Consider the following 13587-nt stretch of genomic DNA (forward strand, 5'->3'; position numbering starts at 1 on the left):
AAGAACAGTAATTTAATAATAATAAGCGAATGATTACAAGGGGAGAGACTACTTGTGTAGCGCCGAAGGAGCAAGCCAACGTGTGAATCTCTCAGGCAAAAAGACTCTTGTATGACGCAACTCTGGAGAGTGTTTACCAACGTAAACTACCCAAGAAGCAAGCCAGTCATATTGTACTGGCCAAACTTTCTGGTGCAAGGACAGAGATTTCATCATTTATTTGGTGAAATCTCTTTTTTTGTTGTTAAAAAAGTAGGAGGGAAGAAAAATGGCAGATCGAAAACGCACACCGTTATTCTCAGAATACAAAAAACTAGGTGCAAAAACTGTTAATTTTGGCGGCTGGGAAATGCCAGTTCAATTTACAGGAATAAAACAGGAACACCATGCTACTAGAAATGCTGCTGGTTTATTTGATATTTCTCATATGGGGGAGATCTTAGTAGAAGGTAATGCAAGTCAGCGATTTCTTCAAAAAATGTTAACGAATGATGTTTCTCTTTTAACTCCCAAGAAAGCTCAATACACCATTATGTGTTATGAAGATGGAGGAACAGTTGATGACCTGATTGTGTATATGTTAAATCAAAATAAATACCTACTGGTTGTCAATGCTGCTAATTTACAAAAGGATTATGAATGGTTAGAAAAACATAAAGAATCAGATGTTGAACTTACTAACTGTTCTGACTATTATGTTCAATTAGCAATACAGGGGCCTAAAGCGGAAATGATCTTGCAGAAGTTAACACAAACAAATCTTTCTTCGATTAAATTTTTCCATTTTGAAACACCAGTTCAGTTTGAAGGAATCAATGAAGGGGCAATCGTGTCAAGAACTGGTTATACAGGGGAAGATGGTTTTGAAATTTATTTAGATGCATCTGCAGGTAGCAAATTATGGAATCAATTACTTGAAGCTGGAGAAAGTGAGGGCCTTCAACCAATTGGTTTAGGTGCAAGGGACACGTTAAGATTTGAAGCTAATTTAGCCCTATACGGTCAGGAATTAACCAAAGAAATTACTCCAATTGAAGCAGGGTTGGGGTTTGCAGTAAAAGCGAATAAGAAAGATGATTTTATTGGTAAATCAGTGTTGAAGAAACAGAAGGAAGAAGGTCCAAAAAGAAAACTAGTTGGAGTAGAAATGATTGAAAAAGGAATTCCTCGACATGGCTATGAAGTAATTCATGATGGTCATGTAGTTGGAGTTATTACATCAGGTACTCAATCACCAACACTGAACAAGAATGTTGGCTTGGCCTTAATCGACACAGATTTAACTAAGATTGGTACAGAATTATTTATTCAAATTAGAAACAAACAACGAAAAGCTTGTGTTGTTAAGACACCATTTTATAAACGATCATAAGGGGGATTCACCATGGAGTTTCGGTATTTACCGATGACAGATAGTGACAAAAGTGCAATGCTAAAAAAAATTGGAATTAATTCAACAGAAGAGCTATTTTCTGACATTCCTGAAAAAGTTCGATTAAAACAACCACTAAATTTAAAAGCACCCATCGATGAACATGAATTGACGAAAGAATTAACCAATCTGGCACAGAAAAATATTAGTGTAAAGTCACATACTTCCTTTTTGGGTGCAGGTGTCTATGATCACTATATTCCTTCGATTGTTGATCATATTATTTCGAGGTCTGAATTTTATACAGCGTATACGCCTTATCAGCCAGAAATTTCCCAAGGAGAATTACAGGCTATCTTTGAATTTCAAACAATGATTTGTGAATTAACAAGTATGGATGTAGCTAATTCTTCTATGTACGATGGCGGTACAGCTCTTGCTGAAGCTACGAATTTAAGTGTTGCACAAACAAAAAAACAGAAAGTGATTGTTTCTAAAACCATCCACCCTGAATCTCTAGAGGTTATTAAGTCGTATGCTAAAGGACAAGATTTTGAAATTGTTGAAATTGAAGAGCAAGATGGGGTAACAGATATCGAAGCTTTAGCAAACGAGTTAGATGAGAACACAGCAAGCGTCGTTGTTCAGTATCCGAATTTTTTCGGACAAATAGAGCCGTTACAAGAAATTAAACAACTACTTGAACAACAACCAAAATCAATGTTTATAGTATCAAGCAATCCATTAGCCCTAGGATATTTAACTCCTCCTGGTGAATTTGGAGCGGATATCGTTGTTGGTGATACCCAAGTGTTTGGTATTCCATCCCAATTTGGTGGACCACATTGTGGCTACTTTGCTACTACAAAGAAGCTTATGAGAAAAGTACCTGGTCGACTAGTAGGTCAAACGCTAGATGAAGAGGGAAGAAGAGGATTTGTCTTGACATTACAAGCAAGAGAGCAACATATACGAAGAGATAAAGCTACATCAAATATATGTTCTAACCAGGCTCTCAATGCTTTAGCTTCATCTGTTGCAATGACAGCTCTTGGTAAACAAGGAATGAAGAAAATGGCTTGGTTATCGATGCAAAAGGCTTACTATTTAAAATCGAAATTTGAAGAAGTAGGAATACCAGTTGTGTTTCAAGGTCCGTTGTTTAATGAACTTGTCATTGATATGAATCAATCTATCCGAGAAGTAAATGAGAAGCTTTTAACAAAAGGTTTTATTGGTGGTTTTGATTTAGAACAAATGAACACAGGCATGTATGGCAAGATGCTCGTCGCTGTAACGGAAATACGTACGAAACATGAAATAGACACATTTGTAAAGGAAGTAGGTGAAATTCATGGCTAATCAAAACTTTTCACTAATTTTTGAACATAGCAGTCCTGGGCGAATCGGGCATAGTTTACCAGAATTAGATGTTCCGGAAGTTGATCTAACAAAACAAATTTCTAGTCCGTATATTCGTGAGAGTGAACCGAATTTACCAGAAGTAAGTGAACTACAAATCATTCGACATTACACAGGATTATCTCGTAGAAATTATGGTGTTGATTCGGGATTTTACCCGTTAGGCTCATGTACAATGAAGTATAATCCGAAAATTAATGAGGATATAGCAAGATTAGAGGGCTTTAGTCATATCCACCCTTATCAGGCTACAAATACGGTGCAAGGTGCATTAGAAGTGATGTATGACCTTCAGCAATCTTTAGCAGAAATTACAGGAATGGCTGAGGTATCCTTACAGCCAGCTGCTGGAGCACAAGGAGAATGGACAGGATTAATGATGATTCGAGCGTTTCATGAGGCAAATGGTGACACGAACAGAACGAAAGTTATTGTTCCTGATTCTGCACATGGAACCAATCCCGCTTCAGCAACTGTTGCAGGATTTGAAGCGGTCACTGTAAAAACGAATGAGCGTGGTCTGGTTGATCTGGGTGATCTAAAGAGAGTTGTTGATGAAGATACTGCTGCTTTGATGTTGACAAATCCAAACACGCTTGGGTTATTTGAAGAGCAAATACTAGAGATGGCCAGTATTGTTCATGAAGCTGGCGGGCGTCTTTATTATGATGGGGCAAACTTAAATGCAATTATGGGTTATACAAATCCAGGTGAAATGGGATTTGATGTCGTACACTTGAATTTGCACAAAACATTTACTGGTCCTCATGGTGGTGGAGGCCCAGGATCTGGTCCTGTTGGTGTAACGAAAGAGTTAGCTAAATTTTTACCAAAACCAATTCTGACGAAACAAAATAATGAATATGTGTTTGATGATAATCGTCCTCATTCAATTGGTAGAGTAAAACCATATTATGGTAATTTTGGGATAAATTTACGTGCCTATACGTATATTCGAACGATGGGGGCAGAAGGACTAAAGCAAGTTAGTGAATATGCTGTGCTAAATGCAAATTATATGATGCGGAGTTTACAGGAAACATTTGAGTTGCCATATCCACAGCATTGTAAGCACGAGTTTGTCTTGTCAGGAAAAAAACAAAAAAAATTAGGTGTTAGAACGTTAGACATTGCGAAACGTCTACTTGATTTTGGTTATCATCCTCCAACAATTTACTTCCCATTGAATGTGGAAGAAGCACTTATGATTGAACCGACAGAGACAGAATCAAAAGAAACTTTGGATGGTTTTATTAAAACAATGTTACAAATTGCAGCTGAGGTAGAAGACAGTCCAGAGCAAGTGCAAGAAGCTCCACATCATACAGTTGTGAAGCGGATGGATGAAGCTACAGCAGCTCGAAAACCAATCTTACGTTATAAACCGGAATGATTATAAATAAAGCTAAGAGCCTTTTCTCAAGAAAAGGCTCTTAGCTTATTATTCATAAAGACCCATTAAAAAAACAGCCAGACAAAAAGAGACCAAATCATTATGCGACTTGGTCTAATAAATGGAACGTTAATTCGTATGTTTCTTCACCATTCGGAGTACTTTCATTAATATTGAACTTTTTTCGCTTTAATTTTCCCATTCCATTTTTTAAATCCACCCTTTAAATGGTTTAAATCATTGTAGCCTTTTTTATTTAATAATAAAGCAGCTCTTGCGGATCTAGCTCCACTTTGACAGTATAAATAGACAGGTTGATCTTTTCTAAGTTCATTTAGTCGTTGGCGCATTTGTGATATTGGGATATTTCTGGCTCCTAAAATGTGACCACCTTCAAACTCTTTAGGCTCTCTAACATCGATTAATTGTGCTTTACGATAACCCTCTCTAAATTGCTCTTCAGTCAACGTATTAAGGATTTTCATTTGCTTAAGATATCGAAAGACACTAAATAAAATTAGTGCAGCAATTAGTGCTAATAAAAATAGTAATTCCATCATGATTCCTCCGCTTTTTTCTTCTATTATATTATAAGATGATTATAGCATTTTTAGTAGAGCTAAGAAAATAATTTATTAGTTAATATTACTTTTGTCGAATTTTGGCAACGTTATTGTCTATTCCAGTAAAGATGGCAAGTCTAAAAATAATCCTTTTTATTAATAATAAAGAAAACTTCCTTTTAATATCTCTTAATTTCAAAGCATATCGAAGAATATTGATGTTGACAAATTCAAAATGACTTGTTCAATATCACAATATGTAGTGTTAATTCTTATTTTTTAATACAATATATTGTTATTGATTTGTGTTTTGTGATAAATTAGAAAGTAAATATTCCTAGTAATATTTCAACTACAATGATTTTACATAATAGAATCTTTTTAAAGGAGAGATGTCAAAAATGGGAACTATTACTGAAACCCAAATGGAGATTAATGTCGAAAAGTTAAACAAAGACATTAGTTTGTTCCCTCAGGTTCATCCTATAACGAGTGAAATGAAGGTTACTCATAAAGGAGTTTCTAGGCTCGTTATGCTTGATCGCTACGCCTTTAAGGATACGGAGAAAACAACGTTGACTGAAGGGGATTTTGTTGTTCTTACGGTTAAGGCAGATCCCAAATTTCCAGCAAGAGGCCTAGGTTTTATTAAATCGATTGATTGGGAAAATAAAAAAGCAAATGTTCAAGTTGATAAAGAATTTGTTACAGTTTTGGATAATGAGAAGGAAATAGAGACAGGAATTATTACTCGATCCTTGGATGTCATTGAAAAACCCCTAGAAGTATTTTATGAGCAGATTGCGATGCGTAATGCTACCGGGTTAGCAGCTGTAGAAGTAACAGAAGAAAATGAACAAAAATGGTTCGAAAAATTTTACAAGGAATTATCGAACTTGAATTTCATCCCTGCTGGTAGAGTGCTTTACGGGGCAGGTTCGGGGACAGAGGTTACATACTTTAACTGTTATGTGATGCCGTTTGTAAAAGATTCGCGTGAAGGAATCTCTGATCACCGAAAACAAGTGATGGAGATTATGAGCCGTGGTGGCGGTGTTGGCACGAACGGTTCAACGTTACGGCCAAGAAATACGTTGGCACGCGGTGTGAATGGGAAATCATCTGGTTCTGTTTCTTGGTTAGATGATATTGCAAAACTGACACACCTTGTTGAACAAGGAGGTTCGCGCAGGGGTGCTCAGATGATAATGTTAGCTGATTGGCACCCTGATATCATTGAATTTATTATCTCAAAAATGCAAAATCCAAGAATCTTAAGGTTTTTAATTGAAAATACAGAAGATGAACAAATTAAACATTTAGCAAATGAAAAATTGAAATTTACACCTTTAACAGAAACAGAACAGGATATGTATCAAGGTATTGTTAATTACAAAAATATGCCAGGCCAAGGTGGTTTCCCGGATCGTGCAATTAAAGAAGCAGAAGAAAAACTAGCAGCAGGCGGTAATTACAGTGTGCATAATTCAGAGTTCTTAACTGGGGCGAATATTTCTGTCTGCCTTACAAAAGACTTTATGGAAGCTGTTGAAAATGATGGTTATTATGAGTTGCGATTCCCAGATGTTGAAAATTATACAGCCGATGAGATGAAGGATTATAATGAGACGTGGCATGAATACGGTGACGTTCGAACGTGGGAAGAACAAGGGTATAGCTTAAGAGTCTATCGTCGAGTTAAAGCAAAAGAATTATGGAATTTAATTAATATTTGTGCAACATACTCTGCAGAACCAGGTATATTCTTCATCGATAATGCGAATGACATGACGAATGCTAAAGCGTATGGTCAGCAAGTAGTAGCAACAAACCCTTGTGGTGAACAGCCACTTGCACCTTATAGTGTTTGCAATTTGGCTGCAGTAAATTTAGCTTCAGTTGCAGATAAAGTAAACAAAAGGGTAGATTTTGAAAAATTAAAGCAAACCGTTAAAACTGGTGTAAGAATGCAAGATAACGTGATTGATGCAACACCATATTTTTTAGAAGCAAATAAAAAGCAAGCACTAGGTGAAAGACGTGTAGGTTTAGGTGTTATGGGTTTACATGACTTGTTGATTTACTGTGAAACAGAATATGGTTCTAAAGAGGGAAATGAGTTAGTTGACCAGATTTTTGAAACAATCGCAGCAACAGCCTATAGAACTTCTATTGAATTAGCAAAAGAAAAAGGAAGTTTTCCATTCTTGGTTGGTGATACGGAAGAAGAAACAATGAAACTGCGACAGCGTTTTGTTAACACTGGCTATATGAAAAAAATGCCAAAAGACATCCGAGAAGGTGTCTTAGCATATGGGATAAGGAACTCGCATTTATTAACAGTTGCTCCAACTGGAAGCACAGGAACAATGGTTGGAGTTTCTACAGGATTAGAACCGTATTTTTCTTTTTCATACTACAGAAGTGGCCGATTAGGTAAGTTTATCGAAGTAAAAGCAGATATTGTTCAAGAGTATTTAGATCAACATCCGGAACAAGATCCTAATAATTTACCAAAGTGGTTTGTTACCGCAATGGATCTTGCGCCAGAAGCCCATGCAGATACCCAATGTGTAATACAAAATTGGGTAGATAGTTCAATATCTAAAACCGTTAATGCCCCAAAGGGATATACTGTTGAACAAGTTGAAAATGTTTATCAACGTTTGTATAAAGGTGGAGCAAAGGGCGGAACAGTGTATGTTGATGGCAGCCGTGATTCACAAGTCTTAACATTAAAAGCCGAAGAAAACAGTTTTGAAGATGAGGAGAATGTGGCAGACTCACGACACAAACCACATGTTGTACTGATGGATACCGTTCAAGAACTTGAAAAAACAAATGTAACGATTGGTTCTGAAGTTGGCGATACCTGTCCGGTATGTCGTAAAGGAACAGTGGAAGATATTGGTGGATGTAACACTTGTACGAATTGTAATGCACAGTTAAAATGTGGCTTATAAGACTAGAACAGGGCAACTTCGTTAAATTAGTTGCCCTGTTCGTAATGCATTGTTTTTAAATAATTTAAAGGACTAATAAGGTGTATTAATTCGCTTGTTTCATGACTAAAACTGGTGTATCCTTTTATTATTGATACGTAGAAATGAATGGAGGATTATTAATGCCTACACCTAGCATGGAAGATTATATCGAACAAATTTATCTATTAATTGAGACGAAAGGGTATGCCAGAGTATCTGATATAGCTGAAGCACTTCAAGTTCATCCGTCCTCCGTTACAAAAATGGTACAAAAATTAGATAAAGATGAATACTTGAATTATGAAAAATATAGAGGGTTAATCCTTACTTCTAAAGGGAAAAAAATTGGCAAGCGCTTGGTTTATCGACATGAATTGCTTGAGCAATTTTTAGAAATAATCGGTGTAAATAAAGAGAATATTTATGAGGATGTTGAAGGAATAGAACATCATTTAAGCTGGAATTCCATTGATAGAATCGGTGATTTAGTACAATATTTTGAAGAAAATCCATCTCGAATGGAAGAACTGAAGGTACTTCAATTAAATAACGAGCAATGAAAAACTCGCAGCTATTGGCGAGTTTTGTTCTGCAAAAAAATAAAAACCGAGCATCTAAAAGGAAGCTCGGTTTTTTCGTTTTGGTTTATTTCCTTCAATTACTCGTAAATGGGTAGGGCGCGATTTTGTGCTTCTTTTTTTATTTAGTAAAGGTGTTTGTTTCGTTGCCAACTGAGAGAAAGATTTATTTCCTTTATGGCCTTTTTTGTACTTCATTTTTGACTGTTTTACAGCCTTTTTATATTTTTTTAAATCATTTGGACTTCGCTTACTAATAACAAAGTAGTAGATGATACCATAAATAATGGCACCAATCGCGATCATTATCAATAAGTTGGTAATGAGTGACGCTGTGTCTGTAACCAACTGTCCAATAAATCCAATAACAGCAAGACCTATAAGCAAATAAATTAATGGGGTTAGTTTACGTCTAAACATGCCACTAAATCCTCCTTTCTCTGACTTTGTCGCCTCACCATGTTACGTTTATTATCATGTATACCACTAAGAAACCTGTCTGATTATTTATTTTCTTTTTTTATAACTAGAAATGAAGAGATGAATAATTTCCTAGTCAAGCTTTTATACATTCGAAAGAGTTTGAAAAAGGATAAAATCTAGACATCTTCTTTCCTAGAAAGTTTCAACAATCTAACCGATAGAATTTATAGTATTGTATGAAATTTTTCATGTGAAGTGAAGGCGAAACAATAATTTTATATATTTTAGGAGCTTATTTGAATGTTAACACCTTGTTATAAAAGATTCTTTCCGTTTAAAAGGAAAATTATTCATTATCTGATGATTTCTTCATTTTTTGTATTTTAGTTGAGAGTTAAGGGGATAGTGTAACTTTTCGTTTGTGCTTACGATTTTTACATTTTCTTCATATATTCTATTTTACTAAAAATTCACCTTTTTCACTAGCACATATAATCCATTTATTCGGAAATAATAGTAAAACAATTCTAATTAATACAGAAGTCATAATCCTTCATAGTATTTATTATAAATATTCGGATTGAATGATAATTTTCTGGTCATTCTAATCTTGGAGGTGTCTTTAAATGGAAAAACAATTAGAACAAAACAAAAGAGAAAAACCAATATCCGTATTTGCAAGTGCACTATTGACGGGATTTATTGGGGGTGTCATATGGAGTTTTTTTGGGGTTGTTGCAGCCTATTTTAACTTTTCTTCTGTTTCGCCAGCATCTTTTGTATTCCGTTCATGGTTACAAACAAACTGGTCTGATGGATGGTTGGGACAATTATTATCTATTTTGGTCATTGGTTTATTGTCCATTCTTGTTGCATTGGCTTATTATCTATTATTTAAGCAACTGAAAGGAATTTGGACGAGCATTATGTTTGGTATTGCATTATGGTTTGTAGTTTTTTATTTATTACAACCAATTTTTCCGAATATAAATCATATGACTAAACTAGATAGTAATACTATAGTAACAACCCTTTGTTTATTTGGACTTTATGGAGCATTTATCGGTTATTCCATTTCGTATGAGTATCAGGATTCAGTAAGTAAAGAGAATAGTTAAATTGGAATTTTTGTACATTATTCAAGTATTACAAAGACAATTATGATAAACTTAAAAAGTGTGCCCGCTAAGCATTATATGAAGAAGGATTAGGGGAGAAATGTCAACAAGCCTTTGTTTACAGATGGACGCAGGTCCATCTTTTAGGTTTGAATTCAGCCAATCAATGAAAAAATAGGTTTTGAAAGGATGGTTCATTTGGGGAAACTTGAAAAGCTCCGTCAAATGTTAAAGGAGAAGGATTTGGATGGACTGTTAATTAGCAGTTCTTATAATCGTAGGTACATAACAGGGTTTACCGGTACGGCTGGAGTAGTCCTGATTACAGAAAATGAGTCACTGCTAATTACGGACTTTAGATACATAGAACAAGCAACAGAACAGGCAACAGAGTTTAAAATTATTGAACACAAACAACCAATCGGATTAGAGATTGCTGATCAAGTAAAAGAACTTGGAATTAATCAATTAGGCTTTGAAAAAGATGACCTAACATATGGGGTATATGAACAATATAAAAAAGAAATATCAACCGAATTGGTTCCAACTAGTGGTATTATTGAAAAAATACGTTTAATAAAGAGTCAAGAGGAAATTAATATTTTAAAAGAAGCAGCAAAAATTGCCGATGCAGCTTTTGACCATATTCTTACTTTTATAAAGCCAGGCATAAAAGAAATTGATGTATCAAATGAGTTGGAATTCTTCATGAGAAAGCAAGGGGCAACGTCCTCTAGTTTTGATATCATTGTAGCTTCAGGTTATCGATCTGCTCTTCCTCATGGAGTTGCTTCGGAAAAAACAATTGAGTCAGGCGAACTGGTAACACTAGACTTTGGTGCATTGTACCATGGATATTGCTCAGATATCACAAGAACAGTTGCTGTTGGAAAGATTAGTGATGAACTTAACACTATCTATGATGTTGTTCTAGAAGCTCAAAAGAAGGGTATGGAAGGAATAAAGGCAGGTATTACTGCTAAGGAAGCAGATGCGTTCACGAGAGATTATATTAAAGAAAAAGGTTATGGAGAATACTTTGGACATTCAACGGGGCACGGGATAGGATTAGAGGTGCATGAAGGTCCAGGTCTATCATTTCGTTCCAACCAATTATTAGAAGCGGGGATGGTTGTTACAGTTGAACCAGGGATTTACGTGCCGGGAATTGGCGGATGTCGAATAGAAGATGATACGGTAGTTACACAAAATGGGAATGAAAGATTAAACCATTCACCAAAAGAATTAATTATATTGTAGGGAAAGTACAAGGAGGAGTAGAAATGATTTCAGTAAACGATTTTCGTACAGGTTTAACGATTGAGGTGGATAATGGGATTTGGCAAGTGGTAGATTTTCAACATGTTAAACCTGGGAAAGGTGCTGCATTTGTTCGATCAAAATTAAGAAATTTGCGAAATGGAAGTATCCAAGAAAAAACATTCCGTGCAGGGGAAAAAGTAAATCGTGCCCATATTGAAAATAGAAAAATGCAATATTTATATTCATCTGGAGACGTGCATACGTTCATGGACAGCAATACATTTGAACAATTGGAATTACAAACAAACCAAATCGAGCGAGAATTGAAGTTTTTAAAAGAAAATATGGAAGTGAATATTATTACCTATGAAGGTGAGACGTTGGGTGTTGATTTACCTAATAACGTAGAACTTACAGTTACAGAAACTGAGCCTGGGATAAAAGGTGATACTGCTAGTGGTGGAACAAAACCTGCTACTCTAGAAACTGGTTTAATTGTTCAGGTACCGTTCTTTGTTAACGAGGGTGATGTATTGGTAATAAGTACTAGTGATGGTAAATATGTTTCTCGAGCATAAAAATGAATAGTAAATGATAAGAATGTTCTTGATACTAATCTTCTTAAAACAGAAGCTTGGTATTAAGGACATTTTTTTATTCCATTTAAACGACAGTTTATTATGCCTGTAGAAGATAAAAAGCCACTCTATCAATTATCTATTAATTTGATATCGTGTAGTCATATAAGGGACAGACAAGCATACATATACATTAGAGGTGCAAAACATAGATAGGAAGAAGTGATTTCTAGCGATGGAAGAAATTTTGCGTATATTTCCACCAAACCTTAAGAAAAAAATTATTCAATCACTTTCTAATCGATGGACGAGTATACAGGAAATTAGAGTTCGAATTGGACGACCTATTGAACTTATTTATGATAATCAGGAAGAATGGATATCTACCTTTATTCCATCGGAAGGAGATGGACAATTTATTTTGAATCAGTTAAGCGAATTTTCTCTCTATCGTTTAGAAGATGAATTACGAGAAGGTTATATAACAATAGAGGGAGGACATCGTGTTGGCCTTGCTGGCAAAGTAAATACAACAAATGGTTCGGTTAAGGCAATTAAACACATCTCATCATTTAATATTCGAATTGCAAAGGAAAAGGTGGGTGTATCAAGTCAATATATCCCTTATTTATATAATAATGGTTACTTAAGTACATTGATTATCGGACCTCCCAAAACGGGTAAGACAACGATTCTAAGAGATTTAACAAGGTTAATTTCATCTGGGTGGGGGAGTGTAAAACCACTGAAAGTCGGGGTTGTGGATGAACGGTCGGAAATTGGCGGCTGTGTAAAAGGGGTTCCGCAGCATCAATTAGGGATAAGGACAGATATACTGGATGCCTGTCCGAAAGCGGAAGGATTAATGATGATGATACGCTCTATGTCACCAGATGTTCTAGTTGTAGATGAAATCGGAAGTGTTGAAGATGTTAATGCATTAATGGAAGGGTTACATGCAGGTGTCAAAATTATATGTTCAGTGCACGCAGAATCCCTTTCTGAGTTGAAAAAGCGTCCATCTTTAATGCCACTACTAGAATACAATGCTTTTCATCGGTTTATTACATTAGAAAAACACAACAAGCCTGGCAGGGTTAATGGAATTTTTAATGAAAAGGAACAAAATATTCTTAAGAAGTTGAGGTGCGCAAAAAATGAAATGGATAGGGGCACTTCTATTATTAAGCGCCACCACTTGGGTGGGGTTTGAGATAGCAAAAAAGTTAAATGATCGTCCAAAACAAATAAGGCAACTAAAAAATGCGTTTCAAATATTAGAGGCAGAAATATTGTATAGTCAATCACCGGTAACAGAAGCATGCTTAAGCGTCTCTAAACAATTACCCCATCCCATTTCGTGGTTTTTTAAATCGGTAAGTGATGATTTAACGAAGAAATCTGAAACGCTGTTTACCATTTGGGTGAATAATTTGAATCATATATGGCCTTTCGTTGCGTTAGGATCCAATGAGAAAGAAATACTTCGACAGTTTGGCCGAACCCTTGGACAACATGACTTTACTCAGCAACAAAAACACATTCAATTAGCACTATCACACTTAGAAAGAGAGCTCCAGGATGCACAGGATCACCAGTACAGATATAGCAAAATGGTAAAAAGTTTAGGATTCTTAACAGGATTACTATTAGTTTTACTCTTGATTTAGAAAGGAGTAAGGTCGAATGCTTGGCGATGCATCAATTTTATTTCAAATTGCTGGTATAGGGATCATAGTGGCCATGATTCATACTATTTTGAAGCAAATGGGAAAAGAAGAATATGCTCAATTTGCGAGTGTTGTAGGTTTTATCATTGTTTTGATTTTTGTAATCAATGGTATTGCAGATCTATTCCAGCAAATTAAGTCTGTATTCTTGTTTCAGGGGTAA

At 35.5% G+C, this 13587-nt stretch carries 13 protein-coding genes and 1 riboswitch; of the genes, 11 read left to right on the forward strand and 2 right to left on the reverse strand.

The window, feature by feature from the left end; all coding sequences use genetic code 11:
- Positions 1 to 29: 29 nt before the first annotated feature.
- A riboswitch (glycine riboswitch) is annotated at positions 30 to 117 on the forward strand.
- A 151-nt stretch (positions 118 to 268) separates the two neighbouring features.
- Genes gcvT through gcvPB form a run of 3 tightly spaced genes read left to right on the forward strand, consistent with a single transcriptional unit; the run spans position 269 to position 4187 of the window.
- Complete coding sequence (gene gcvT, locus JOC48_RS00810; RefSeq protein ID WP_204497137.1) at positions 269 to 1372, forward strand: glycine cleavage system aminomethyltransferase GcvT; 1104 nt, start codon at positions 269 to 271, stop codon at positions 1370 to 1372.
- 12 nt (positions 1373 to 1384) lie between these two features.
- Complete coding sequence (gcvPA, locus tag JOC48_RS00815) at positions 1385 to 2734, forward strand: aminomethyl-transferring glycine dehydrogenase subunit GcvPA (protein WP_204497138.1); 1350 nt, start codon at positions 1385 to 1387, stop codon at positions 2732 to 2734.
- The gene (gene gcvPB, locus JOC48_RS00820; protein ID WP_204497139.1) at positions 2727 to 4187 is read left to right on the forward strand and encodes an aminomethyl-transferring glycine dehydrogenase subunit GcvPB; all 1461 of its coding nucleotides are present in this window, start codon (positions 2727 to 2729) and stop codon (positions 4185 to 4187) included. The genes gcvPA and gcvPB overlap by 8 nt, the downstream gene beginning before the upstream one ends.
- 167 nt (positions 4188 to 4354) lie before the next feature.
- Here the strand turns inward: gcvPB and JOC48_RS00825 are convergent, their stop codons facing one another.
- Positions 4355 to 4747: a rhodanese-like domain-containing protein gene (locus JOC48_RS00825; protein ID WP_204497140.1), complete on the reverse strand. Its 393-nt coding sequence runs from the start codon at positions 4745 to 4747 to the stop codon at positions 4355 to 4357.
- A 404-nt stretch (positions 4748 to 5151) separates the two neighbouring features.
- Between JOC48_RS00825 and JOC48_RS00830 the strand changes: the two genes are divergently transcribed.
- Positions 5152 to 7713, forward strand: a complete 2562-nt coding sequence (locus tag JOC48_RS00830; protein WP_204497141.1) for a vitamin B12-dependent ribonucleotide reductase — start codon at positions 5152 to 5154, stop codon at positions 7711 to 7713.
- A 161-nt stretch (positions 7714 to 7874) separates the two neighbouring features.
- Entirely contained in the window at positions 7875 to 8294 is a 420-nt protein-coding gene (gene mntR, locus JOC48_RS00835; protein WP_204497142.1) for a transcriptional regulator MntR, read from the forward strand.
- A 54-nt stretch (positions 8295 to 8348) separates the two neighbouring features.
- On the opposite strand, the gene JOC48_RS00840 is transcribed toward mntR, so the two are convergent.
- On the reverse strand, positions 8349 to 8732 hold the full coding sequence (locus JOC48_RS00840; RefSeq protein WP_204497143.1) for an SA1362 family protein: 384 nt from the start codon (positions 8730 to 8732) through the stop codon (positions 8349 to 8351).
- 629 nt (positions 8733 to 9361) lie between these two features.
- Here JOC48_RS00840 and JOC48_RS00845 point away from each other — a divergent pair.
- The 6 genes from JOC48_RS00845 (at position 9362) to spoIIIAC (ending at position 13587) form a co-directional block, all read left to right on the forward strand.
- The gene (locus JOC48_RS00845) at positions 9362 to 9853 is read left to right on the forward strand and encodes a YqhR family membrane protein (protein WP_204497144.1); all 492 of its coding nucleotides are present in this window, start codon (positions 9362 to 9364) and stop codon (positions 9851 to 9853) included.
- A gap of 198 nt (positions 9854 to 10051) precedes the next feature.
- Positions 10052 to 11113, forward strand: a complete 1062-nt coding sequence (locus tag JOC48_RS00850; RefSeq protein WP_204497145.1) for a M24 family metallopeptidase — start codon at positions 10052 to 10054, stop codon at positions 11111 to 11113.
- A 23-nt stretch (positions 11114 to 11136) separates the two neighbouring features.
- Complete coding sequence (efp, locus tag JOC48_RS00855; protein ID WP_204497146.1) at positions 11137 to 11694, forward strand: elongation factor P; 558 nt, start codon at positions 11137 to 11139, stop codon at positions 11692 to 11694.
- A 235-nt stretch (positions 11695 to 11929) separates the two neighbouring features.
- On the forward strand, positions 11930 to 12907 hold the full coding sequence (gene spoIIIAA, locus JOC48_RS00860; protein WP_204497147.1) for a stage III sporulation protein AA: 978 nt from the start codon (positions 11930 to 11932) through the stop codon (positions 12905 to 12907).
- Positions 12852 to 13364, forward strand: a complete 513-nt coding sequence (spoIIIAB, locus tag JOC48_RS00865; RefSeq protein ID WP_204497148.1) for a stage III sporulation protein SpoIIIAB — start codon at positions 12852 to 12854, stop codon at positions 13362 to 13364. Before spoIIIAA ends, spoIIIAB begins: the two co-directional genes overlap by 56 nt.
- A 16-nt stretch (positions 13365 to 13380) precedes the next feature.
- A complete protein-coding gene (spoIIIAC, locus tag JOC48_RS00870; protein WP_204497149.1) occupies positions 13381 to 13587 on the forward strand; it encodes a stage III sporulation protein AC in 207 nt (68 codons plus the stop codon).

The organism is Aquibacillus albus, from assembly GCF_016908325.1.
Lineage (GTDB): Bacteria > Bacillota > Bacilli > Bacillales > Amphibacillaceae > Aquibacillus_A > Aquibacillus_A albus.

Bases quoted from the DNA above. Each gene is read 5' to 3' on its own strand.
- gcvT (WP_204497137.1), top strand. From the start codon at position 269: ATGGCAGATCGAAAACGCACACCGTTATTCTCAGAATACAAAAAACTA.
- gcvPA (WP_204497138.1), top strand. From the start codon at position 1,385: ATGGAGTTTCGGTATTTACCGATGACAGATAGTGACAAAAGTGCAATG.
- gcvPB (WP_204497139.1), top strand. From the start codon at position 2,727: ATGGCTAATCAAAACTTTTCACTAATTTTTGAACATAGCAGTCCTGGG.
- JOC48_RS00825 (WP_204497140.1), bottom strand. From the start codon at position 4,747: ATGATGGAATTACTATTTTTATTAGCACTAATTGCTGCACTAATTTTA.
- JOC48_RS00830 (WP_204497141.1), top strand. From the start codon at position 5,152: ATGGGAACTATTACTGAAACCCAAATGGAGATTAATGTCGAAAAGTTA.
- mntR (WP_204497142.1), top strand. From the start codon at position 7,875: ATGCCTACACCTAGCATGGAAGATTATATCGAACAAATTTATCTATTA.
- JOC48_RS00840 (WP_204497143.1), bottom strand. From the start codon at position 8,732: ATGTTTAGACGTAAACTAACCCCATTAATTTATTTGCTTATAGGTCTT.
- JOC48_RS00845 (WP_204497144.1), top strand. From the start codon at position 9,362: ATGGAAAAACAATTAGAACAAAACAAAAGAGAAAAACCAATATCCGTA.
- efp (WP_204497146.1), top strand. From the start codon at position 11,137: ATGATTTCAGTAAACGATTTTCGTACAGGTTTAACGATTGAGGTGGAT.
- spoIIIAA (WP_204497147.1), top strand. From the start codon at position 11,930: ATGGAAGAAATTTTGCGTATATTTCCACCAAACCTTAAGAAAAAAATT.
- spoIIIAB (WP_204497148.1), top strand. From the start codon at position 12,852: ATGAAATGGATAGGGGCACTTCTATTATTAAGCGCCACCACTTGGGTG.
- spoIIIAC (WP_204497149.1), top strand. From the start codon at position 13,381: ATGCTTGGCGATGCATCAATTTTATTTCAAATTGCTGGTATAGGGATC.